The following is a 22,539-nucleotide window of genomic DNA, read 5'->3' on the forward strand; positions in this document are numbered from 1 at the left end:
GAACCGCCACGAAGGCTTTTACATGCACGACTACGTCACCTGGCTTCGCGACTCCTCGCCCTACATCAATTCGCACCGTGACCGCACCTTCGTCGTCATGCTGCCGGGCGACGGCCTGGAGCACGCCAACTTCGCCAATATCGTCCACGACCTGGTGCTGCTGCACAGCCTTGGTGTACGCCTGGTGCTGGTATTCGGCTCGCGTCCGCAGATCGAGGCGCGCCTGGCCGCCCGTGGCATCGAACCGCGCTTCCATCGCGACCTGCGCGTCACCGACGCGCCGACCATGGAGTGCGTGATCGACGCGGTTGGCCAGTTGCGCATCGCCCTCGAGGCACGCCTGTCAATGGATATGGCGGCGTCGCCGATGCAGGGCGCGCGACTGCGTGTGGCCGGTGGCAACTTCGTCACCGCGCGGCCGATCGGCGTGCTCGATGGCGTCGATCTGCATCACACCGGCGAAGTACGCCGTATCGACCGCAAGGGCATCGGCCGGCTGCTGGACGAGCGCACCATCGTGTTGCTGTCGCCGCTGGGTTATTCGCCGACAGGCGAGATCTTCAACCTGGCCTGCGAGGATGTCGCCACGCGCGCGGCCATCGATCTGCAGGCCGACAAGCTGGTGCTCTACGGCGCCGAGCCGGGCTTGCTCGACGAAAGCGGCAAGCTGGTGCGCGAGCTGCGTCCGCAGCAGATTCCGGCCTATGTCGAACGCCTCGGCAGCCAGTACCAGGCCGAGCTGCTCGACGCCGCCGCGCAGGCCTGCCGCGGCGGCGTGCGGCGCAGTCATGTGGTCAGCTACGCCGACGACGGTGCCCTGCTCAACGAGCTGTTCACCCGCGATGGCGGCGGCACGCTGGTAACCCAGGAGCAGTTCGAGCAGTTGCGCGAGGCGACCATCGAGGATGTGGGCGGGTTGATCGATCTGATCACGCCGCTGGAGGAGCAGGGCATCCTGGTGCGGCGCTCGCGCGAAGTGCTGGAGCGGGAGGTCGAGCAGTTCAGCATCGTCGAGCGCGACGGCCTGATCATCGCCTGCGCCGCGCTTTATCCGATTGCCGATTCGGATGCCGGCGAGCTTGCCTGCCTGGCGGTCAATCCGGAATACCGCCACGGCGGTCGCGGCGATGAGCTGCTCGAACGCATCGAGGAACGTGCCCGGGCGCTGGGGCTGAAGAAGTTGATCGTGCTCACCACACGCACCGCGCACTGGTTCCAGGAGCGCGGCTTCGAGCCGATCAGCGTCGACCGTCTGCCGGCCGCGCGGGCTTCGTTGTACAACTTTCAGCGTAATTCGAAGATCTTCGAGAAACCGCTCTGAAGTGTGCCGGCGGGCGTTGCGCCCGCCGTTTGTTTAGAGACTAAGACCGCGCTGGTACTCGACGACGAAGCTGTCGAAATCCAGCTCGTCCGTCGCTTCCATCTCCGCCTGCCGCTCCAGCGACTGATGCGCGGCGGATTCGAACTGGTCCAGCTCGCTTGCACTCGGTGCCTGGCTGCGGAAGTAGTCGGCGTGGGCCAGGGTCTGGCGCATGGCGAACTGGCTGAAGCTCTCACCGCTGCGGCGCAGCTCGTCAAGTACGCGGGCGGACGGCGTCAGGCTGCTGTCGGCGACTTTGGCGCGCTGCTCGGCGAGCGCCTCGGCGTGCCGGGAGTCAGCATGGCTGCGGTCGAGGAGGGCGGCAACCTGGCCGATCTCGTCGAGCAACTGGTTGGCCCAGTCACTGAGCATGACGTTCTCGCCACAACGCTGCAGCTCGAGTCCCGGACGCCGGCCTTCCTTGACCACCCTGAGGAAGTTGTCGGTGGCCGCGCTGCATTCGCCGTCGGCCAGGCAGGGGCTGTCGTCCAGCGCACAGAACAGCAGGAAGGCGTCGAGGAAGCGCGCTTCGTTGAGGTCGATCCCCAGCGGCAGGAAGGGGTTGATATCCAGGCAGCGCACTTCGATGTACTGGATGCCGCGCGCGCGCAGCGCCTGCAACGGTCGTTCGCCGGTGGCGGTGACGCGTTTCGGGCGAATGTTCGAGTAGTACTCGTTTTCGATCTGCAGCACGTTGGTGTTGAGCTGCTGCCAGTTACCGGCGGCATCCTTGATGCCCATCGCCTCGTAGGGGGCATACGGCGTGGAGACGGCGCGGAACAGGCTCTCGGTGTAGCTCGCCAGGTCGTCGTAGCAGGGCGTCAACCCGGCCTGGGCATTGTTCTGGTAGCCCAGATCGCTCATGCGCAGGCTGGTGGCGTACGGCAGGTACAGGGTGTCAGCGTCGAGCGTCTCGAGCTGATGCTGACGTCCGCGCAGGAAGCCGGCGTCCAGCGCCGGTGAGGCGCCGAACAGGTACATCAGCAGCCAGCTGTAGCGACGGAAGTTGCGGATCACGCCGATGTAGCGCGTCGAGCGGTAGTCCTGGGCCGAGCGGGTATCGCCATCATCGGCCTGCAGTACCGGCCACAGCGCCTCGGGCAGCGAGAAGTTGTAGTGGATGCCGGCGATGCACTGCATGGTCTTGCCGTAGCGCAGGGCCAGGCCCTGGCGATAGACGTGCTTGAGCCGGCCGATGTTGGAGCTGCCGTATTCGGCGATCGGGATGTCCGCCTCGCTCGGTAGCGGGCAGGGCATCGACGGGCTCCAGAGGAATTCTTCGCCGAGCTTGGCATAGGTGAAGCGGTGGATCGCTTCGAGCTCGGCGAGAGTGTTCTGCGGGTCGCTGTCGGTGCCGGTGATGAACTCCAGCAGCGCCTCGGAATAATCCGTGGTGATCTGCGGGTGAGTCAACGCCGAACCCAATGCAACGGGGTGCGGGGTCATCGCCAGCTGGCCGCGAGCGTCGACGCGCAGGCATTCGCGTTCGATCCCGTGCAGGCATTGACTGAGCAGCGGCAGGTGGGACGGCTCGGCCAACAATGCCAGGCGGTGGGTGAGAAGAGCGCTCAACTTGTGGATTCCTTCACGCGACAGTCGGCCCAATATGGGGATGGAAACGCCGCTTCACAAGAGGCAGCGTTGCTTCGATCGCTGTCGACGCATGCCGACTCCGCGGACGGCTGGTGGCCTGTGCGGTGAGTTGGTTGAGGCAAGTTCGGATGAACATGGCTCCGAGACAAGGCGCTGCGACGAGTCATAGCGGGGTTATGGCAAGGAGCAGCAACGCAGTATCCGGGCCATGGGCGCCGAAATTGACCAACCGAACTTACCAAACAGGCCACTAGAGGCAGGCGAAGGTCGCTTGGGCCTTGGCGATCAGCTTGTCGCCCTGATGCACCTCGGCTTCCAGCACCTGGGTCCGCCTGCCGCCGTGCACCACCCAGGCGCGGCAGCGCAGCTCGCCCTCGCTCACCGGGCGGATGTAGTTGACCTTGCATTCGAGCGTGACGCTGTTCGGCGAGCCATCACCGAGGCTGTGGCTGGCCTGACCCATGGCGGTGTCGATCAGCGAGAACAGCGCGCCGCCGTGCAGCTTGCCGTGCAGGTTGCGCAGGCCGTCGTGCATGCTCAGGCCGAGCACCGCCTCGCCGTTGCCGACCTGGTGAATCTCCAGGCCGAGCAGGCGGCCGAAGGCGCTGGAGCTGCCCACCGCCTCGACTTGAATGCTCATGCCTACTTCCTCAGCTGCTTGGCGTTGGCGAACAGCGCGGCCATGGCGGCATTGGCCGGTGCCGGCTTTTCTTCCTTGGCATGGCGCTCGCTGCGCGGCGCGTTGCCGCGTGGCTTGCCGGCGCCGCCACGCGGGCCGTCGGTCTTGGCGCCGGGCGTATCGCTCATGCGCATGGACAGGCCGACGCGCTGGCGCGGGATGTCCACTTCCATGACCTTGACCTTGACGATGTCACCGGCCTTGACCACTTCGTACGGGTCCTTGACGAACTTCTCCGACAGCGCGCTGATGTGCACCAGGCCGTCCTGATGCACGCCGATGTCGACGAAGGCGCCGAAGTTGGTCACGTTGGTCACCACGCCCTCGAGCACCATGCCCGGCTCCAGGTCGCTGAGCTTCTCGACGCCTTCCTGGAACTCGGCGGTCTTGAACTCCGGGCGCGGATCGCGGCCGGGCTTGTCCAGTTCGCTGAGGATGTCGGTGACAGTCGGCAAGCCGAAGGTCTCGTCGGTGAACTGCTTGGGGTCCAGGCGCTTGAGAAACGCCGAGTCGCCGATCAGCGAGCGGATGTCGCGGTTGGTATCGGCGGCGATGCGTTTGACCAGCGGATAGGTTTCCGGGTGCACGGCGGAGGCGTCCAGCGGGTTGTCGCCGTTCATCACGCGGAGGAAGCCGGCGGCCTGTTCGAAGGTCTTGTCGCCCAGGCGCGGCACCTTCTTCAGCTCGCTGCGGGACTTGAACGCACCATTGGCATCGCGGAACTGCACGATGTTCTGTGCCAGCGTCGAGTTGAGGCCGGAGATGCGCGCCAGCAGGGCGGCAGAGGCGGTATTCACGTCGACGCCGACGGCGTTCACGCAGTCCTCGACCACCGCGTCCAGCGAACGCGCCAGCTTGAGCTGGGACACGTCGTGCTGGTACTGACCGACGCCGATGGACTTCGGGTCGATCTTCACCAGCTCGGCCAGCGGGTCCTGCAGGCGGCGGGCGATGGACACGGCGCCGCGCAGGGAGACGTCCAGGTCCGGGAATTCCTTGGCCGCCAGTTCCGAGGCCGAATACACCGAGGCGCCGGCTTCGCTGACCATGATCTTGGTGAGCTTGAGGCCGGGCACTTTCTTGATCAGCTCGCCGGCCAGCTTGTCCGATTCGCGGCTGGCGGTGCCGTTGCCGATGGCGATCAGGTCGACGGCGTGCTTGGCGCACAGCTTGGCGAGAATCGCCAGGGTGCCGTCCCAGTCGTTGCGCGGTGCGTGCGGGTAGACGGTGGCGGTTTCCAGCAGCTTGCCGGTGGCGTCGACCACCGCGACCTTGCAACCGGTGCGCAGGCCCGGGTCCAGCGCCAGGGTCGCGCGCGGGCCAGCCGGGGCGGAGAGCAGCAGGTCGTGCAGGTTGCGCGCGAACACCGAGATGGCTTCGTCCTCGGCCTTGTCGCGCAGCTCACCGAGCAAGTCGGTTTCCAGGTGGGTGTAGAGCTTGACCTTCCAGGTCCAGCGCACCACCTCGCCGAGCCACTTGTCGGCGGCGCGGCCGCGGTTGGCGATGCCGAAGCGCTCGCCGATCATGCCTTCGCCGGGGTGCATGCTGCCGGGCGTTTCGTCACCGACCTTAAGGCTGACGCTGAGGATGCCTTCGTTGCGGCCGCGGAAGATCGCCAGCGCGCGGTGCGAAGGGGTGTTCTTCAGCACTTCGTCATGCTCGAAGTAGTCGCTGAACTTGGCGCCTTCGCTTTCCTTGCCCGGCACTACACGGGCGCTGAGGGTGGCGTTGTGCTTGAGGAACTCGCGCAGCTTGGCCAGCAGGTCGGCGTCTTCGGCGAAGCGCTCCATGAGGATGTACTTGGCGCCTTCAAGGACGGCTTTCACATCGGCGAAGCCCTTCTCGGCGTCGATGAAGCGCTCGGCTTGCTGCTCTGGCGTAAGGTCCGGGTTGCCGAACAGCGCATCGGCCAGCTCGCCGAGACCGGCTTCGAGGGCGATCTGACCCTTGGTGCGGCGCTTCTGCTTGTAGGGCATGTAGAGGTCTTCGAGGCGGGTCTTGGTGTCGGCGAGGTCGATCTCGCGCTTGAGTTCGGGGGTCAGCTTGCCCTGTTCCTCGATGCTGGCGAGGATCGAGACGCGGCGCTCGTCCAGCTCGCGCAGGTAACGCAGGCGCTCTTCCAGGTTGCGCAGCTGGGTATCGTCGAGGCTGCCGGTGACTTCCTTGCGGTAGCGGGCGATGAAGGGAACGGTGGAGCCTTCGTCGAGCAGCGCCACGGCGGCGGCGACCTGTTGCGGGCGCACGCCCAGCTCGTTGGCGATACGGGAATTGATGCTGTCCATGAACCTACCTGGGTCAGTCAAACCATGCAGGCCGGGCCTGCGCGAAAGCCGGCGATTATAGGGGAACTGCGACGGCCGGCCTCAACCGATTGCCGGTGAGCGGTCGCCGGTCTGGGTCGAATGCCGCGGGAATCGGCCGTTCGACGAAAAATCTGCTAACAATGGCTGTCAGTAGGGCCGATCCACACTGCGCAATAATGCGCCGTCGACCATCTGGGAGTTTCCATGAGCAGCACTGCGCCAGCCAGCGAAGGCGAAAAAATCCTCATCGTCGATGACGATGCCCGTCTGCGACGTCTGCTCGAGCGTTTTCTCGACGAGCAGGGCTACCGCGTCCGTACCGTGGAAAACACCGAGCAGATGGATCGTTTGCTCAGCCGCGAGCTGTTCCAGTTGGTGGTGCTCGACCTGATGATGCCGGGTGAAGATGGTCTGTCTGCGTGCCGCCGGCTGCGCGAGGGCAACAATCAGATCCCGATCATCATGCTCACCGCCAAGGGCGACGAGGCCAGTCGCATCCAGGGCCTGGAGCAGGGCGCCGATGATTACCTGGCCAAGCCCTTCAACCCCCGTGAGCTGCTCGCGCGCATTCGTGCGGTGCTGCGTCGGCAGGCGCCGCAGGTTCCGGGCGCGCCGGCCAGTGAGGACGAGACCGTCACCTTCGGCGAGTACGAGCTGTCGCTGGCGACCCGTGAGCTGAAGAAGGGCAACGAGGTGCACATGCTCACCACCGGTGAGTTCGCCGTACTCAAGGCGCTGGTCCAGCACGCACGCGAGCCGCTGACCCGCGACAAGCTGATGAACCTCGCCCGCGGGCGCGAGTGGGATGCACTGGAGCGCTCCATCGACGTGCAGATATCCCGTCTGCGCCGGCTGATCGAGCCGGACCCGTCCAAGCCGCGCTATATCCAGACCGTCTGGGGTGTGGGTTACGTATTCGTGCCGGACGGCAACAAGTGAGTTGGCTGCGGCCTGCTGCAGGCTTCGAGCGCGTTACGCTCGCGGCCTGCCGTCCTGGGCCTGCCGCCGGGACTTCATGAAAACTCCGCTCTGGTTCCCGCAAAGCTTCTTCGCCCGCACCCTGTGGATGGTGCTGATCGTGGTGCTGTTCTCCAAGGTCCTGACGCTGGTCTATCTGATGACCAACGAGGACGTGCTGGTTGACCGCCAGTACAGCCACGGCGCGGCACTGACGCTGCGTGCATACTGGGCCGCCGATCTCGAAGACCGCGATCGTATCGGTCGCGCCGCCGGCCTGCAGCTGGTGGCCGAGCAGAACGTGCCGCGCAGCGAATACCACTGGCCCTACACCGAGATCTTCCAGCGGCAGATGCGCGACGAGCTGGGCGACGATACCGAGGTGCGCGTGCGTATCCAGCCGTCCACGGCGATCTGGGTGCGCGCGCCCGCGTTGGGGCCGGACTGGGTGCAGGTGCCGCTGTACGCCTATCCGCTGCGTGGCCAGCGCATCTGGAGCGTGCTCGGCTGGTTCCTCGGTATCGGCCTGCTGTCCACCGGTGCGGCGTGGATCTTCGTCAGCCAGCTCAATCTGCCGCTCAAGCGGCTGGTCTTCGCCGCACGGCAGATCGGCAAGGGCCGGCGCGTGCGCCTGCCGATCAGCGATACGCCGAGCGAGATGACCGAAGTGTATCGCGCCTTCAACCAGATGGCCGAGGACGTCGAGCAGGCTGGCCGGGAGCGCGAACTGATGCTGGCCGGGGTTTCCCACGATCTGCGCACGCCATTGACGCGCCTGCGCCTGTCGCTGGAGCTGATGAGCAGCGATGACGAGCTGACCGACGACATGATTCGTGATGTCGAGGACATGAATGCGATCCTCGATCAATTCCTCGCCTTCGTCCGCGACGGCAGCGATGAACCGGTGGAAACCACCGATCTCGGGGAACTGATCCGCGAAGTGGTGGCACCCTACAACCAGCAGCAGGAGACCGTGCGGCTGTGCGTCGAGCCGATGCCGCCGTTCGCCCTGCGTCGGGTATCGGTCAAGCGGCTGCTGGTCAACCTCATCGAGAACGCCTTGCGCTACGGCGGCGGCGGGGTGGAGGTGGCGGCTTATGTGTCGGGCGACCAGCACGCGCCCTACGTGGTGCTGAGCGTGCTCGACCGCGGCCCGGGGATCGATCCCGCCGAGCTGGAAGGCATCTTCAATCCGTTCATCCGCGGTGATCGCGCTCGTGGCGGGCAGGGCGCCGGGCTGGGTCTGGCGATCGTCAAGCGCATCGCTTCACAGCACGGCGGCATCGTCGAGTTGCGCAACCGTGAGGGCGGTGGTTTGGAGGCGCGCGTCAGCCTGCCGCTGGGATTGCTGCTGCCGCGCGATGCGGTGCAGGGTAAACCGGCCGAGTAGCCGGTTCGCCACGAGGCGGAATCAGCCCTTGCCTTTGGTGCGGGTCAGGTGCGGCCCGCCGTTCTTCTCCAGGTACTGGATGATCAGCCCGGCGACGTCCTTGCCGGTTGTCTCTTCGATGCCGGCCAGGCCCGGCGAGGAGTTGACCTCCATCACCAGCGGGCCATGGTTTGAGCGCAGGATGTCGACGCCGGCGACGTTCAGGCCCATCACCTTCGCCGCACGGATGGCGGTCATGCGTTCTTCCGGGGTGATCTTGATCAGGCTGGCGGAGCCGCCACGGTGCAGGTTGGAGCGGAACTCGCCGGGCTTGGCCTGGCGCTTCATCGCCGCGATGACCTTGTCGCCGACCACGAAGCAGCGGATGTCGGCGCCGCCGGCTTCCTTGATGTACTCCTGCACCATGATGTCCTGCTTGAGACCCATGAAGGCCTCGATCACCGATTCGGCCGCCTTCTCGGTTTCGCAGAGCACCACGCCGATGCCCTGGGTGCCTTCCAGTACCTTGATCACCAGGGGGGCGCCGTTGACCATCTGGATCAGGTCGGGAATGTCGTCCGGCGAGTGGGCGAAGCCGGTCACGGGGAGGCCGACGCCGCGGCGCGACAGCAGTTGCAGCGCACGCAGCTTGTCCCGCGAGCGGGCGATGGCGACCGATTCGTTGAGTGGGAACACGCCCTGCATCTCGAACTGGCGCAGCACCGCACAGCCATAGAAGGTCACCGAGGCGCCGATGCGCGGGATCACCGCATCGAAGCCGTCCAGCGGCTTGCCGCGGTAATGGATCTGCGGCTTGTGGCTGGCAATGTTCATGTACGCGCGTAGCGTATCGATCACCACCACCTCATGGCCCCGCTGCTGGCCGGCTTCGACCAGGCGTCGGGTGGAATACAGGCGCGGATTGCGCGACAGCACGGCGATTTTCATGGAGCACCGGAGGAAGTGAGGATCTGGGGTTTGTCTTGGATATAGGTTCGCGACGGATCGATCAGCCATTGCCCTTCGACCAGTGCCTTTGAACCGAGCAGCAGGCGATAACGCATGGTCTTGCGGCAGGTCAGGGTGAACTCCACCGGCCAGACATGACTGCCGAGTGCAAGCAATGTTCGCACCACGTAGCGCGTCTGCACCTGCCCGTTGGAACTCTTGATCAGCTTGCGCGTGACCAGCGGTGCCTCGCAGCGGTGGCGGCGCTGTACCAGCGTGCCCAGGTGGGCGGTGAATCGGACCCAGCGCTGACCGTCGCGTTCGAACTCGCTGATCTCGGTAGCATGCAGCGCCGATGTGCTGGCCCCGGTATCGACCTTCGCGCGCAGGCCCACCACGCCGAGATCCGGCAGGGCGATCCATTCACGCAGACCGATCACGGTATGGGGGTCGAGTCTCTTCAATGGGAGCGTCCGAAGAATTTGCCGGCATTCTAGTCGGGGTGCATGACAACTGCATCCGTCTGTAACACCCTAGAACGACGTGTAGAGGATAGAGCTGGACGATGGCCGAAAAAGACGACGACAAGGTGCGCCTGGACAAGTGGCTGTGGGCTGCGCGCTTCTTCAAGACCCGTGCGCTGGCCAAGGCGGCCATCGAGGGTGGCAAGGTGCACTGTCGTGGCGAGCGTTGCAAGCCGAGCAAGGAACCGAAGGTGGGCGACGAGCTGCTGATCCGCATCGGTTTCGACGAGCGCACGGTGGTCGTCCGCGCTTTGTCGGCGGTGCGCCGCGGAGCGCCCGAGGCGCAAACACTCTATGAGGAAACGCCGCAAAGCCTGGCCGCGCGCGAGGAAGCGGCGGCGCAGCGCAAGGCCGGCGCGCTGGGGCTGCAGACCGATGGGCGGCCGAGCAAGAAGCAGCGCCGGCAGATCCAGTACCTGCGCGACTACAAACCGGACTGATCTTCGCAACGCTGGCGAGCTGCATCACCCACGAGGCCGTCCGGCAGCCGCCCTTGGTCCGGGCGGGCTTTGCGCCTAAAATCGCCGGCTTCCTCCGCCGTTCCTGCGAGCCCCGGCATGTCCGATCAAACTCAGCGCTTTATCTTCGACGATTCCGACGTTCGCGGCGAAATCGCCACGCTGGACGAGAGCTTCCAGCACGTGCTGGCCAAGCACACCTACCCCGAGCCCGTCGCCCAGCTGCTTGGCGAGCTGCTCGCCGCTGCCGCGCTGCTGGTCGGCACGCTCAAGTTCGACGGGCTGCTGATTCTCCAGGCGCGTTCCAGCGGAGCCGTCCCGCTGCTGATGGTCGAGTGCTCCAGTGCCCGGGAGGTGCGCGGCATCGCGCGCTACCACGCCGAGCAGATCGAGACGGGCGCAACGCTGGCCGAGTTGATGCCCGAGGGCATGCTGGCGATCACCGTCGACCCGGCGAACGGCCAGCGCTACCAGGGCATCGTCGGCCTGGACGGGGTCAACCTGGCGGAATGCCTGACCAACTACTTCGCTGCGTCCGAGCAGCTGCCGACGCGCTTCTGGCTCAATGCCGACAGCCGCCGGGCCTGCGGCCTGCTGTTGCAGCAGCTGCCGGCCGATCGAATCAAGGATGCCGATGAGCGTGACGCCAGCTGGGAGCACCTGCGCACCCTGGCCGACACCCTGACGGCCGAGGAACTGCTCGGGCTGGATGCCGAGACGCTGCTGCACCGGCTCTACCATCAGGAGCAGCTGCGCCTGTTCGACGCGCTGCCGATCCGCTTTCGCTGCAGCTGCTCGCGGGAGCGCTCGGCCCGTGCGCTGATCAGCCTGGGCGAGGAAGACGCCCAGCAACTCGTGGTCGAGCAGGGCGGTGCGGTGAGCATCGATTGCCAGTTCTGCAACGAGAAGTACACCTATGATGCCGCGGACGTGGCCCAGCTTTTCGCCGGTGGCGGCAGCGACGCACCCTCGGGCACCCGTCATTGAGCGGCGCCTGGCGCTCGGCGGCCATCCGCTTAGTGCCAGTACGCTAAGGAATGAGACAGGGATGGACCTGCAGCCAGCCAGTGAACTATTTGGCCATCACGGCCTCATACCCAGCGCGGCGCATTATCTGGCATAATCGCGCGCACTTTTTTCGATGTAGTTCGTCGCTCGGCGGGCTACAACAGCATGGAGGAATCGGCCCAAGGCCGACGGGAACACTCATGACGCAAGCCACCAACGCCGTGTACACCGACATCAGCACCGCTCAACTGATTGAAGAAGCCGTCAAGCGCGGAGAGGGCGAACTGTCCGCCAATGGCTCTCTGGTGGTGAAGACCGGGCACCGCACGGGTCGTTCTCCGGCTGACCGCTTCATCGTCGAAGAGCCGAGCACCCAGCACAAGATCGCCTGGGGCCCGATCAACCGTCCGTTCCCGGCCGGCAACTTCGAAGCACTGTGGAACCGCGTCGAAGCCTACCTCGCCGAGCGCGATAGCTTCGTCTCCTACGTCCATGTCGGTGCCGATCCCGAGCACTACCTGCCGGTCAAGATGACCACCGAGACCGCCTGGCACAACCTGTTCGGCCGTTGCCTGTTCATCACCCCGGAACAGTTCAACCAGGCCAGCCTGAGCGAGTGGCGCATCCTCAACGCACCGTTCTTCCAGTGCGTACCCGAGCGTGACGGCACCAATTCCGATGGTTGCGTGATCATCAACTTCGCCGAGAAGAAGGTGCTGATCGCCGGCATGCAGTACGCCGGTGAAATGAAGAAAGCCATGTTCTCCGTGCAGAACTTCCTGCTGCCGGACGTCGACGTGCTGCCGATGCACTGTGCCGCCAACATCGGCGAAGACGGCGACACCACCCTGTTCTTCGGTCTGTCCGGCACCGGCAAGACCACCCTGTCGGCCGACGAGAGCCGCTACCTGATCGGCGATGACGAGCACGGCTGGGGCGTTGGCCGCGTGTTCAACATCGAGGGTGGCTGCTACGCCAAGTGCATCGACCTGTCCGAGAAGAACGAGCCGGTGATCTGGAAAGCTATCAAGTTCGGCGCCGTGCTGGAGAACGTGGTGCTCGACGAGCGCACCCGTCTGCCCGACTACGCCGACGCCAGCCTGACCCAGAACAGCCGCGCCGCGTACCCGCTGCAACATGTCGAGAAGCGCTCCGAGAAGAACCTCGGCGGTGAGCCGAACGCGGTGATCTTCCTGACCTGCGACCTGACCGGCGTACTGCCGCCCGTGTCGATCCTGAACAACGAGCAGGCTGCCTACCACTTCTTGTCCGGCTACACCGCGCTGGTCGGTTCCACCGAAATGGGTTCGGGCAGCGGCATCAAGTCGACCTTCTCCACCTGCTTCGGCGCGCCGTTCTTCCCTCGTCCGGCTGGCGAGTACGCCGAGTTGCTGATCAAGCGTATCAACGGCTTTGGCTCCAAGGTCTACCTGGTCAACACCGGCTGGACCGGTGGTGGCTACGGCGTCGGCAAGCGCTTCAACATCCCGACCACCCGTGCGGTGATCGCGGCGATTCAGAGCGGCGCGCTGATCGGTGCCGAGACCGAGCACCTGCCGATCATCAATCTGGACGTGCCGAAGGCCGTCGCCGGCGTCGATACCCAGCTGCTGAACCCGCGCAACACCTGGGCCGACAAGAGCGCCTACGACCAGGCCGCAAAGGAACTGGCAGCCAAGTTCGTCGAGAACTTCAAGAAGTTCGATGTCTCCGACGCCATCCGCAACGCCGGCCCGCAGCTCTAAGCTGCCTGCTGCGTAATTCGAAAAGCCGCCTCCGGGCGGCTTTTTCGTTTGTGCCGGGTGGTGATTCGGATCAAAGGCGTCGATGATTCTTATCGGTCAAGGCGCATGGATTCGATTGGTCGGCGCCCTTAGCATGGCGCCACTGTTGATCACGAGGAAGCGTCATGAATACCGTAGAAGCCATCCGCACCCGTCGCGCCGTCAAAGTCTACGACCCGAGCTTCCAGCTCAGCCGGGAGGAGAAGGACGAGCTGCTGCAACTGGCACTGCTGGCACCCTCTGCCTTCAACCTGCAGCACGTGCGCTTCGTCGAGGTGAGCGACCCTGCGCTGCGGGCGCAGATCCGCGAGGTGGGCTGGAACCAGGCGCAGATGACTGATGCCTCGATGCTGGTGGTGATCTGCGCGCAGGTCGACAGCTGGGAAAAGAATGTCCGCCGGGTCTGGGATGGTGCGCCAGGCGAGGTGCAGAACTTTATGGCCGGCGCCATCGATGCCTACTACCGCGACAAGCCGCAGGTCCAGCGTGACGAAGCCATGCGCAGTTGCGGCCTGATGGCGCAGACGCTGATGCTCGCGGCACGGGCCAAAGGCCTGGATTCCTGCCCGATGGATGGCTTCGATTTCGACGCGGTCGGCAAGCTGATCAACCTGCCGGACAACCATGTCATCGCGCTGATGGTTGCGGTGGGCAAGCGCGCTGCCGAGCCGAAGCCGCGGATCGGCAAGTTGCCGTTCGATGAGGTGGTGATTCGCGACCGCTTCTGAGTCTTCTGGCGAAGGGCGCGTAATGCGCCCTTCCGCCTGGGCCAGCTGGCCGCCAACTTTGCCCACCTCAAAGTCCCATCCGGCCCGCCCAGGGCCATCGCTGGGCTGATGGCCACGCGCTCCGACGACCGGCCGCACATATCAGCCGCTTTGCAGTACCGTCTCCCTCCTTTTGCTACCCTCCGGCCTCCAGTCAAAGGAGTGACTCAGCATGATCGAACAGACCCTCAAGCAGACTTTCGGCTACGACGGCTTTCGTCCCGGCCAGGATCAGGCCATTCGCGCCGTGGTGGCCGGGCGCTCGGCGGCCGCTATCTTTCCCACTGGGTCTGGCAAGTCCTTGTGTTATCAGGTGCCGGCGCTGCTATTGCCGCATCTCACCTTGGTCGTTTCGCCGCTGTTGGCGCTGATGCAGGACCAGCTAGCTTTCCTGCATCGGCACGGCATCGCCGCAGCCAGCATCGACTCGGCGCAGAGCCGCGAGCAGGCCAGCGAAACCATGGCCCGCGCCAAGTCCGGTGAACTGAAGATTCTGATGATTTCGGTGGAGCGGCTGAAGAACGAACGCTTCCGTAACTTCATCAGCCAAGTGCCGATCTCGTTGCTGGTCGTCGATGAGGCGCATTGCATTTCCGAGTGGGGGCACAACTTCCGCCCGGATTATCTCAAGCTTCCCGACTACCAGCGCCAATTCAATATCCCGCAGGTGCTGCTGCTGACCGCCACGGCGACACCGCCGGTGATTGCCGACATGCAGGCCAAATTCTCGATTGCGCCGGACGACGTCGTGACTACCGGCTTCTACCGGCCCAATCTCAATCTGCTGGTGGAGCCGGTCAGCGGCTTTAACAAGCAGCGCCGGCTGGTGGAATGGTTGGCCGACAAGAGTGGTCAGCCGACCATCGTCTACGTCACCCAACAGAAGACGGCCGAGCAGGTTGCCGAGCATCTGGCGCAGCGCGGCTTCCCGGCCAGCGCCTACCACGCCGGCATGGCCCACGAGTTGCGTGAGTCGATCCAGCGCCGCTTCATGGCCGGCGAGCTGAACTGCATTGTCGCCACCATCGCCTTCGGCATGGGCATCGACAAATCGGACATCCGCAACGTGGTGCACTACGACCTGCCCAAGTCGGTGGAGAACTACAGTCAGGAGATCGGCCGCGCGGGCCGCGATGGCAAGCCATCGGATTGCCTGGTGCTGGCCAACCGGGACAGCCTCAGCGTGCTGCAGAATTTTGTCTATGGCGACACACCGGAGCGCGAGGGCATCCGCTGCGTGCTCGACGAGCTGCTGCAGGCGGCTGTTCCTGATCAAAAGGGCAGCGGACAGTGGGAGCTGATGCTCAACCAGCTATCGGACCAGAGCAACATCCGCCAGTTGCCGCTGAAAACCCTGCTGGTGCAGCTGGAGCTGCGCGGCATCATCGCGCCACGCTTCGCCTATTTCGCCGAGTACCGCTTCAAGTATCTGCTCGAACCCGAGGTGCTGGTGGCGAAATTCGAAGGCGAGCGGCGGCAGTTCGTCGAGGCCATCGTGCACAGCTCGGCACGGGCGCGGACCTGGTGCACGCTGGATTTCGAAGCGCTCTACCAGCAGCACGGCGCTGACCGTGGGCGGGTGGTCAAGGCCCTGGAGTACTTCCAGGAGAAAGGCTGGATCGAGCTGGAGAGCAAGCAGATGACCGACGTCTATGCGCTGCTCGATCCAGACTTCGACGCAGAGGGCTTGAGCATCGAACTGCATGAATACTTCAAGCAGCACGAAGCGAGCGAGATCACCCGCATCGACAACATGCTGGCGCTGTTCGAATCCAGTGAATGCCTGAGCCAGCGGTTGGCGGCCTATTTCGGCGACCAGCAGGCGCCGCAAAGGTGTGGCCATTGCTCGGTCTGTCGCGGGCAGGTTGCGCAACTTCCTGAGCCACCGGCGCTGGCACCGCTCAACGACGTCGCCCTCGACGCGCGCTGCGCCGAATTCAGTCAGCGTTATACGCAGCTGAAGGGCGGTGCGCCCAGCGCCGAGTGCCTGACGCGCTTTCTCTGCGGCATCATCGTGCCGGTGTTCACCAAGCTCAAGGCGCGCCAGATCCCCGGTTTCGCCTCGCTGGAGGCTTATCCCTACGCCGAGGTTCGCGCGCGCCTAGCTGGTTAGCGCGCGGTCAGGCCGATCAGCCGATCGGCTACGCCCTTGGTCTGGCGTGAGGTGCCAGCGGTGAGGTTGCTCGAGTTCTCCAGTGCATCGAGCAGCCCGGTCAGCGAGCCGACACCGGCCGATTGCGTCTCGATGTGTTGCGCCACCGCGCGAATCTCGCTGGCCAGGCGGTCGATGTCGGTGCCGATTTCCTCCGCGTTCTTGCCGGTGATCTCGGCCAGCTTGCGCACCTCATCCGCCACCACCGCAAAGCCACGGCCCATGTCGCCGGCGCGCGCCGCCTCGATCGCCGCATTGAGCGCCAGTAGGTTGGTCTGCCCGGCGATCTGCTGGATGGTCTGCACCACCGACTGGATGCGCTGACTGGACTGCGCCAGGTCGCGGGCGCTGCTGACCACCTCGTCGGCCTGGTGGACCATCTGCTTGACCGAGCTGCCGGCCTGTTCGATGACGGTGCCCTGTTGGTTGATGTTCAGCGTCAGGTCGTCCATCGAGCCGTGCAGTTCGTTGGCGCACTGGCTCAGCTGTTCGGACATGGACTGCCGCTCATGGTCGGCCTGGGACAGGACCTGGCCAAGGTCGGCCAGGCCGCGGAACACCGGGCGGATGTGTTCGTCGAGGCCATTGATGTCCACCGCGCTGCTGTAGTCCTGGCGCTTGAACTGCTCGATCTGCTTGACCACCACCTGGCTCAGACCGGTCAGCTTCTTGATCTGCCGGCGCAGGAAGAACGCCTTGAATTCGCCGTGGTAGGCGATGAAGTTGTCGGTGTACTCGTCGTGGAACTCGTCCTTGCCGTTGGTGCGGAAGAAGAACACCGCGGTGAGGGTCTGGTTGAGGTTGAGGCCGAGGATCTCGCCGAAGGTCGAGTAACCGGCCACTGGCACGTCATCGAACACCGGGTCCATGCCGCCCAGTGCCTGCTCGTTGTTCAGTCGGCGCAGGATGCAGTCGTTGAGGATGCCCACCAGCGGCTTGCCGGGCTTGTTGCGCATGAACTGCTGGTAGTCGCGGCGGGTGGTCTCGGCCAGCGGGGTGCGCTTGACCATGATCAGCTCTTCGCCGGGGGCGACGTCGCAGAACAGGTGCACGCGCTCGTTGGCGAAGTCGATCTGCGAGATCGAGCGAACGAACACTTCCTCGCCGACGCGAATTGCGAAGGAGTAGTCCGAGAGCCGCTGCTCCAGCTCCTGCGGCGCGCATTTGAGCGCCTCGCACAGGGCCTGCACCATCGTCCGGATATTGCCGCGTGAATCAACCACCTGGCTGATGTAGCGGTCTTCCAGGGAGGCGCTGAGCACGCTCAGGCTGAGCGGCGTCGGCTCGAAGTTCTGGCTCTTGAACACCCCGAAACGCACGTCCCGCGCGCACTTGAGGAAAACGATCAGTGCATGGTTCTGGTAGCTGCACTTGCCGTCATGCAGCTGGGTCTTCTGGAAATCCAGCTTGCCACCGGCCGAGCCGCCGACGAACAGGCAGGGAAAGCGCCCCGACTCGTACAGCGCCTCCATGAAGAAGGATTCAGACGCGGAGAGGCCGTCGAAGAAGATGTTCGCCAGGGTGTCGCGGTAATCGATCTTCATCGACACCTGCACCCGCTTGATCGACGCCGTGAGGCGCGCGATGCGCTCGCCCATCGACAGCCGCTGACCCCCGCCGCGGATGTCCTCGCACTCCAGCGGCACACGGACGATCTCGGCGGCGGCGATGACGCTGGCGTCGAACAGCTGCAACACCACCCGATCCCACTGCGCGCCGGTGGCACAGTAAAGCCGCTGGCCCTCGCTGGACAGCTCGCCCGCGGTGGTACACAGGCTGATCGTCGCCTGCGGAAAGCGCTGTGCTACCTGCCTGGCGACCTCATCCAGATCCACGTGCGGCGAAACGAAGCCGGCAATGTAGGTCGGGTTGAAGCGCAGGGCAGCGAGCTGCTGGGCAAGCTGGTGAGCCGAGCAGAGCAGGCTCGCTGTGCCGCTGGATTGCGTGTGGCCTGGCTTGAATCGGGAGAGCGAAATCATGGGCGTTACTCGCTTGAGGAAGGGAAGCGGGAAACTCGGCCGCTCCCGCACTGATCAGCCGTCGATCAGAGGCTACATTTTTTGTTATCGGCACCCCGGCCGCGAGCTGCATGCCCGTTCGGCGCCGTCACCGTCAGCCACGTTATCGGCCGCCGGATCGAAGATCGCCATGCAACCATGGTCTTCATCCGGAAGTACTGGGTGAGGCGGCGATTCCTCTTGATGTGGCGCAACGGAAGTCGCGCGCGGCTGTGCAATTGTCGACCGGTGACCTGTTGCCGCAGTTGTTGTAGCCGATAGCCAAGGAAAGCCTCTCGAGGAGCGACGCCATGCCCCGCCTGTTCACCGATCTTGGATTTCGCTGGAAGATCACCTTGCCCATTGCGGCGCTGGCGCTGTTGCTGGTGCTGATGGGCGTTTTCGGGATGCGTGGCATCGAACGCGTGACCGACTCCAGCGAGGTCTTGGCCACGCGCCATCTGCCGGCCATCGGCTTGCTGCTCAATGCCGATCGCGACCTGTATCAGGCCTTTGTCGCCGAGCGTAGCCTGCTCGACAGCGATGCTGGCGACCATGTGCAGGCACTCAAGGCCAGCCATGCGGAAAACCTCAAGCAGGCCTACGACCGCGTGCAGAAGTACGCAGCCATGCAGCCGGGCGCCGAGGCGCTGGCGCTGGTCGAGCGGTTCAATAGCGGCTTTCAGCAGTGGTCCGCGGTATCGCAGCGGGTCATCGAGCAGGTCGATCTCGATCCTCAGGCCGCCAGCGCGCTGAGCTTTGGTGACAGCGAGGCGCGCTTCGATGCCATGCGCGATGCCATCGACAAGCTCGGCGAACTCGAAGGCGCAGCCGCCGAGGCCGAAGGCGCGGCGGCGATTGCCGACGGCGCTGCCACATCCAGGCAGCAGACCGCGGTGCTGATCATCGGCCTGCTGGGCTGCGTGCTGTTGATACTGGGTTTGCCGATGGTGGTGTTGCATCCGATGCGCCGACTGCTCGATCGCCTGAAGCAGATCGCCGATGGCGATGGCGACCTGCGCGCCCGCCTGGAGGTGCATTCGGCCGACGAACTGGGCCAGCTCGGCAACGCCTTCAACCGTTTTCTCGACAAATTGCAGCCGCTGATTGCCGAGGTCGGACGGGTTACCGCTGAGGTCGAGACCGCCGCGCGCGGCATGGCGGCAATGGCTGAAACCAACGATCAGCTGATCAGCAGCGAACACGCCGCGGTCGATCAGGTGACCACTGCGGCGACCGAGATGAGCGCGGCGGTGCATGAAGTCGCGCTCAATGCGCAGAACGCGTCGGACGCCGCGCGTGCGGCGGAAACCCAGTCACGCCAGGGTGCGTCGGTCGTCAGCAGTACCATCCAGTCGATCCGCCAGCTGGCCGGGGAGGTCGAAGGCGCATCGCAGGCCATCGGTGCGCTTGCCGAGGAAACCGCCAGCATCGGCGCGGTGCTGGAAGTGATTCGCGGCATCGCTGAGCAGACCAATCTGCTCGCGCTCAACGCCGCCATCGAGGCCGCGCGCGCCGGTGAGCAGGGCCGCGGTTTCGCCGTGGTGGCCGACGAGGTAAGGGCACTGGCCGCGCGCACGCAGGATTCGACCGAGGATATCCAGGCTCGCATCGAGCGCTTGCAGAGCGGCGTCGACAAGGCCGTGCAGGCCATGCAGAACGGCAGCGACAAGGCGCGAGACAGCGTCGAGCGGGCATCCGGCGTCGATCAGGTGCTGGCGGAAACGTCCGTGTCGGTGCAGCGGATCAATGACATGGCCGCCCAGATCGCCACGGCGTGCGAGGAGCAGAGCAGCGTCACCGAGGAAATCGCGCGCAACATCACCGATATCCGTGACCTGTCCAACGAGGCGGCTACCTGCTCCTCGCAAAGCATGCTCGCCAGCCAGCAGCTGTCTGGGCTATCGAAAACCCTGGCGGAGCTGGTCGGCCGTTTTCGTACCTGAGACCTGATATCTGGGCGCTGTCTTACAGCGCGCCCCACAGCAGCCGGCCCAGGCCGCTGTCGTTCGGCAGCAGAAGCAGGCTGAGAATGAACACCAACAGCAGTCCTGCGGCATAGCAGAGACTGCTCAGCCTGGAGCGTGCACGGGGCGGGCGCGACGCGGCAGGTGCTTTGCCGCCGGGGCTCGGCTGGCGCGACTGGGGTAGGTTGCAGGACATGCTCGGCTCGACAGTTATCTACCCGCCGTCAACGCAGCAGGCATCGGAAGCGGCGCAGTAAAGCGCAAATAAAGGCATATTGCCACCACCGTGGCGTCGCTTCCTTACGCCTTGCGTCGCTCTGAAACATCAGGAAAAGCTCCGTACGTCGCCGGGCCGGTATCGCGGGATGGCTCGACCATACTCAGAGGTCGATACCGCAAACGACCGGAGACCCCACCCATGCCGACGCGCCGCCAGATCATTCAACGTACAGCCGTGGCCGCAGCGATGCTGGCGCTCGGTCCGCTGTTGCCGTCGCTGGTGCGGGCAGCCGAGGCGCTGCGTCGACGCGAGATTCCTTCCACCGGCGAGATGCTACCCGTCATCGGCCTCGGCACGTCACGCACCCATGACGTGGCCCTGGACGATCCCGAGATGACGCGGCTGCTCGAGGTGCTGCGCGTGCTGGTCGATGGCGGCGCATCGCTGATCGATACCGCACCGAGCTACGGCAATGCCGAGCGCGTCGTCGGTGAGCTGGTCGAGCGCCACGGCCAGCGCGACAAGGTCTTCCTCGCCAGCAAGGTATCCTCCAGCGGTCGCGAACGCGGCATGGCGCAGATTGAAGCGAGCTTCAAGGCGCTGCAGACCGACACCATCGACCTGATCCAGGTGCACAACCTGCAGGACACCCGCACCCAGCTCGGCCTGCTGCGCGAACTCAAGCAGGAGGGGCGGGTGCGCTACATCGGCGTGACCCACTATCTGGAGTCGGCCCACGACCGCCTGCTGGAGACGCTGAAGCGGGAGAAGGTCGACTTCGTGCAGTTCAACTATTCGGTGGGCGAGCGCAACGCCGAGAAGCAGCTGCTGCCGTACTGCGCCGACCACGGCATCGCCACGCTGATCAACCGGCCGTTTACCCGTGGCAACCTGCTGTCCAGGGTTAAGGGCAAGCCGCTGCCGGCCTGGGCGGTGGAGATCGATGCCAGCTCCTGGGCGCAGCTGCTACTCAAGTTCATCCTTGCCGAGCCGGCTGTAACTGCGGTCATACCGGCGACTTCCAACCCGCGCTACATGGCCGACAACTTGCTCGCCGGACAGGGGCGGCTGCCGGATGCGCGGCAGCGGCAGATGATCGTCGACGCCTTCCGCTGAGCGCCGAATGCCGACTTCGCTAGCCGCTCGCGGGGCCGCGCTGATCAATGCCCGCCCGGGCGAACTGCGTGCTGCGCTAGCCGGATTCAGCCTGTTCTTCTGCCTGTTCTCTGGGTACTTCATGCTGCGGCCGATTCGCGAGTCGATGGGCATTCAGGGCGGCGTCGAGAACCTGCAGTGGCTGTTTACCGCGACCTTCATCGCCATGCTGGTGGCGGTGCCACTGTTCGCTTGGCTCAACTCGCGGGTCGCGCGCATCCATTACATCGACTGGGTGTACGGCTTTTTCTGCGTCAACCTGCTCGTGTTCGCGGGGCTGTTCTTCCTGCTCGGAGACAGCGTCTGGCTGGCGCGGGTGTTCTACGTGTGGATCTCGGTCTACAACCTGTTCGTGGTCTCGGTCGCCTGGAGCCTGATGGCCGATGTGTTCGACGCGCCACAGGCGCGCCGGCTGTTCGCCTTCATCGCTGCTGGTGCCAGCGTGGGCGGGCTGGTCGGACCGGCGACGAGCGCGCTGTTGGTCGGCGTGCTCGGTCAGTTCGGGCTGATGCTGCTGGCGGCGCTTTTGCTGGTCGCGGCGGTCGCGCTCAAGCACTACCTGATGGTCTGGCGCGAGGAACGGGGTGCCGGCCGTCCCGGCGCCGAACATGCCGAAAGTCCACGGCGACCGGTAGCGGGCAATCCATTCAGTGGCCTGACGCGGGTGCTGGGCTCGGGCTATCTGCTCGGCATCGCGGCGTTCGTGCTGCTGCTGACGACCGCCAGCACCTTTCTCTACTTCGAACAGGCAAGGCTGGTCGCCGAGCTGTTTCCGGATCGTGCCGAGCAGGTGCGGGTGTTCGGTGCGATCGATTTTGTGGTGCAGGCGGGGGCGCTGTTATCTCAGCTGTTCATCACCGGTCGGATCGCGCAGCGGCTCGGCGTGCGGATTCTGCTCGCCGCGGTGCCGGCACTGGTTTGCGTGGGCTTCATCGGCCTGGCCCTGGCGCCGACCTTTGCCGTGCTGGCCGCCGTGATGATCGTGCGTCGCGTCGGCGAATACGCCTTCGTCCGCCCGGGCCGCGAGATGCTCTTCGCGCCGCTGGATGCCGAGAGCAAGTACAAGGCGAAGAACTTCATCGACACCGTGGTCTATCGCGGCGGCGATGCCCTGAGCGGCTGGGCCAAGAGCCTGCTCGACAGTCTCGGTCAGGGCGTCTGGCTGATTGCCCTGATCGGCGCCGTGTGCGCGGCGGTCTGGGGCTTGGTGGGCTGGTTTATCGGCGGACGGGCCGACCGCGCTGGCGCCAAGCCGGATGAGCCGCCGCGGTCGGCAACCGGACGAAGCAGCTGAACCT

General features: G+C 65.0%; 18 protein-coding genes. 11 read left to right on the plus strand and 7 right to left on the minus strand.

All coding sequences use genetic code 11. The features are described 5' to 3' along the window. The first annotated feature begins 22 nt into the window (after nt 1-22). Nucleotides 23-1,321 carry an amino-acid N-acetyltransferase gene (argA, locus tag CW305_RS14465; protein ID WP_023447042.1) on the plus strand — a complete coding sequence of 433 codons (1,299 nt, stop codon included), beginning with the start codon at nt 23-25 and terminating at the stop codon, nt 1,319-1,321. 33 nt (nt 1,322-1,354) lie between these two features. On the opposite strand, the gene gshA is transcribed toward argA, so the two are convergent. From gshA to CW305_RS14480, 3 genes are all read right to left on the minus strand, one after another. Beyond that, nucleotides 1,355-2,932: a glutamate--cysteine ligase gene (gene gshA / locus CW305_RS14470; RefSeq protein ID WP_104098222.1), complete on the minus strand. Its 1,578-nt coding sequence runs from the start codon at nt 2,930-2,932 to the stop codon at nt 1,355-1,357. A gap of 271 nt (nt 2,933-3,203) precedes the next feature. Next, nucleotides 3,204-3,593, minus strand: a complete 390-nt coding sequence (locus tag CW305_RS14475) for a PaaI family thioesterase (RefSeq protein WP_104098223.1) — start codon at nt 3,591-3,593, stop codon at nt 3,204-3,206. Between the two features lie 2 nt (nt 3,594-3,595). Then, complete coding sequence (locus CW305_RS14480) at nt 3,596-5,914, minus strand: Tex family protein (RefSeq protein ID WP_104098224.1); 2,319 nt, start codon at nt 5,912-5,914, stop codon at nt 3,596-3,598. Nucleotides 5,915-6,139: 225 nt separating this feature from the next. Between CW305_RS14480 and ompR the strand changes: the two genes are divergently transcribed. Next, complete coding sequence (ompR, locus tag CW305_RS14485; protein WP_014821967.1) at nt 6,140-6,874, plus strand: osmolarity response regulator transcription factor OmpR; 735 nt, start codon at nt 6,140-6,142, stop codon at nt 6,872-6,874. A gap of 76 nt (nt 6,875-6,950) precedes the next feature. Then, a complete protein-coding gene (locus CW305_RS14490) occupies nt 6,951-8,282 on the plus strand; it encodes an ATP-binding protein (RefSeq protein ID WP_104098225.1) in 1,332 nt (443 codons plus the stop codon). A gap of 21 nt (nt 8,283-8,303) precedes the next feature. Here the strand turns inward: CW305_RS14490 and rimK are convergent, their stop codons facing one another. Then, the gene (gene rimK / locus CW305_RS14495) at nt 8,304-9,209 is read right to left on the minus strand and encodes a 30S ribosomal protein S6--L-glutamate ligase (protein WP_023447046.1); all 906 of its coding nucleotides are present in this window, start codon (nt 9,207-9,209) and stop codon (nt 8,304-8,306) included. Then, on the minus strand, nt 9,206-9,673 hold the full coding sequence (rimB, locus tag CW305_RS14500; protein WP_031298444.1) for a retropepsin-like aspartic endopeptidase RimB: 468 nt from the start codon (nt 9,671-9,673) through the stop codon (nt 9,206-9,208). Before rimB ends, rimK begins: the two co-directional genes overlap by 4 nt. A 101-nt stretch (nt 9,674-9,774) precedes the next feature. Here rimB and CW305_RS14505 point away from each other — a divergent pair, with 101 nt between their 5' ends. The 5 genes from CW305_RS14505 (at nt 9,775) to CW305_RS14525 (ending at nt 15,863) form a co-directional block, all read left to right on the plus strand. Then, nucleotides 9,775-10,173 carry an RNA-binding S4 domain-containing protein gene (locus CW305_RS14505; protein WP_014821963.1) on the plus strand — a complete coding sequence of 133 codons (399 nt, stop codon included), beginning with the start codon at nt 9,775-9,777 and terminating at the stop codon, nt 10,171-10,173. A gap of 117 nt (nt 10,174-10,290) precedes the next feature. Next, complete coding sequence (gene hslO, locus CW305_RS14510; protein WP_041015313.1) at nt 10,291-11,178, plus strand: Hsp33 family molecular chaperone HslO; 888 nt, start codon at nt 10,291-10,293, stop codon at nt 11,176-11,178. Between the two features lie 221 nt (nt 11,179-11,399). Next, nucleotides 11,400-12,944, plus strand: a complete 1,545-nt coding sequence (locus CW305_RS14515; RefSeq protein ID WP_023447049.1) for a phosphoenolpyruvate carboxykinase — start codon at nt 11,400-11,402, stop codon at nt 12,942-12,944. 164 nt (nt 12,945-13,108) lie between these two features. Next, a complete protein-coding gene (locus CW305_RS14520; RefSeq protein WP_041015312.1) occupies nt 13,109-13,711 on the plus strand; it encodes a nitroreductase family protein in 603 nt (200 codons plus the stop codon). A gap of 211 nt (nt 13,712-13,922) precedes the next feature. Next, on the plus strand, nt 13,923-15,863 hold the full coding sequence (locus CW305_RS14525; protein WP_104098226.1) for a RecQ family ATP-dependent DNA helicase: 1,941 nt from the start codon (nt 13,923-13,925) through the stop codon (nt 15,861-15,863). On the opposite strand, the gene CW305_RS14530 is transcribed toward CW305_RS14525, so the two are convergent. Further along, the gene (locus CW305_RS14530; protein ID WP_104098227.1) at nt 15,860-17,881 is read right to left on the minus strand and encodes an FIST N-terminal domain-containing protein; all 2,022 of its coding nucleotides are present in this window, start codon (nt 17,879-17,881) and stop codon (nt 15,860-15,862) included. The two genes, CW305_RS14525 and CW305_RS14530, sit on opposite strands and share 4 nt — an antisense overlap. Nucleotides 17,882-18,210: 329 nt before the next feature. On the opposite strand from CW305_RS14530, the gene CW305_RS14535 reads away from it, so the two are divergent. After that, nucleotides 18,211-19,845: a methyl-accepting chemotaxis protein gene (locus tag CW305_RS14535; RefSeq protein WP_104098228.1), complete on the plus strand. Its 1,635-nt coding sequence runs from the start codon at nt 18,211-18,213 to the stop codon at nt 19,843-19,845. A gap of 22 nt (nt 19,846-19,867) precedes the next feature. On the opposite strand, the gene CW305_RS14540 is transcribed toward CW305_RS14535, so the two are convergent. Then, entirely contained in the window at nt 19,868-20,062 is a 195-nt protein-coding gene (locus tag CW305_RS14540; protein ID WP_017244744.1) for a hypothetical protein, read from the minus strand. A gap of 222 nt (nt 20,063-20,284) precedes the next feature. Here CW305_RS14540 and CW305_RS14545 point away from each other — a divergent pair, with 222 nt between their 5' ends. Then, complete coding sequence (locus CW305_RS14545) at nt 20,285-21,202, plus strand: aldo/keto reductase (RefSeq protein WP_104098229.1); 918 nt, start codon at nt 20,285-20,287, stop codon at nt 21,200-21,202. Between the two features lie 7 nt (nt 21,203-21,209). Further along, nucleotides 21,210-22,535 (plus strand): NTP/NDP exchange transporter, encoded by a 1,326-nt coding sequence (locus CW305_RS14550; RefSeq protein ID WP_104098230.1) that lies wholly within the window; start codon nt 21,210-21,212, stop codon nt 22,533-22,535. Nucleotides 22,536-22,539 lie beyond the last annotated feature (4 nt).

The sequence above is a fragment of the Stutzerimonas kunmingensis genome, assembly GCF_002929225.1.
Taxonomy (GTDB): domain Bacteria; phylum Pseudomonadota; class Gammaproteobacteria; order Pseudomonadales; family Pseudomonadaceae; genus Stutzerimonas.

Coding starts and splice junctions, on each gene's coding strand:
- argA (WP_023447042.1), top strand. CDS start 23: ATGCACGACTACGTCACCTGGCTTCGCGACTCCTCGCCCTACATCAAT.
- CW305_RS14475 (WP_104098223.1), bottom strand. CDS start 3,593: ATGAGCATTCAAGTCGAGGCGGTGGGCAGCTCCAGCGCCTTCGGCCGC.
- CW305_RS14480 (WP_104098224.1), bottom strand. CDS start 5,914: ATGGACAGCATCAATTCCCGTATCGCCAACGAGCTGGGCGTGCGCCCG.
- ompR (WP_014821967.1), top strand. CDS start 6,140: ATGAGCAGCACTGCGCCAGCCAGCGAAGGCGAAAAAATCCTCATCGTC.
- CW305_RS14490 (WP_104098225.1), top strand. CDS start 6,951: ATGAAAACTCCGCTCTGGTTCCCGCAAAGCTTCTTCGCCCGCACCCTG.
- rimK (WP_023447046.1), bottom strand. CDS start 9,209: ATGAAAATCGCCGTGCTGTCGCGCAATCCGCGCCTGTATTCCACCCGA.
- CW305_RS14505 (WP_014821963.1), top strand. CDS start 9,775: ATGGCCGAAAAAGACGACGACAAGGTGCGCCTGGACAAGTGGCTGTGG.
- hslO (WP_041015313.1), top strand. CDS start 10,291: ATGTCCGATCAAACTCAGCGCTTTATCTTCGACGATTCCGACGTTCGC.
- CW305_RS14515 (WP_023447049.1), top strand. CDS start 11,400: ATGACGCAAGCCACCAACGCCGTGTACACCGACATCAGCACCGCTCAA.
- CW305_RS14520 (WP_041015312.1), top strand. CDS start 13,109: ATGAATACCGTAGAAGCCATCCGCACCCGTCGCGCCGTCAAAGTCTAC.
- CW305_RS14525 (WP_104098226.1), top strand. CDS start 13,923: ATGATCGAACAGACCCTCAAGCAGACTTTCGGCTACGACGGCTTTCGT.
- CW305_RS14530 (WP_104098227.1), bottom strand. CDS start 17,881: ATGATTTCGCTCTCCCGATTCAAGCCAGGCCACACGCAATCCAGCGGC.
- CW305_RS14535 (WP_104098228.1), top strand. CDS start 18,211: ATGCCCCGCCTGTTCACCGATCTTGGATTTCGCTGGAAGATCACCTTG.
- CW305_RS14540 (WP_017244744.1), bottom strand. CDS start 20,062: ATGTCCTGCAACCTACCCCAGTCGCGCCAGCCGAGCCCCGGCGGCAAA.
- CW305_RS14545 (WP_104098229.1), top strand. CDS start 20,285: ATGCCGACGCGCCGCCAGATCATTCAACGTACAGCCGTGGCCGCAGCG.
- CW305_RS14550 (WP_104098230.1), top strand. CDS start 21,210: ATGCCGACTTCGCTAGCCGCTCGCGGGGCCGCGCTGATCAATGCCCGC.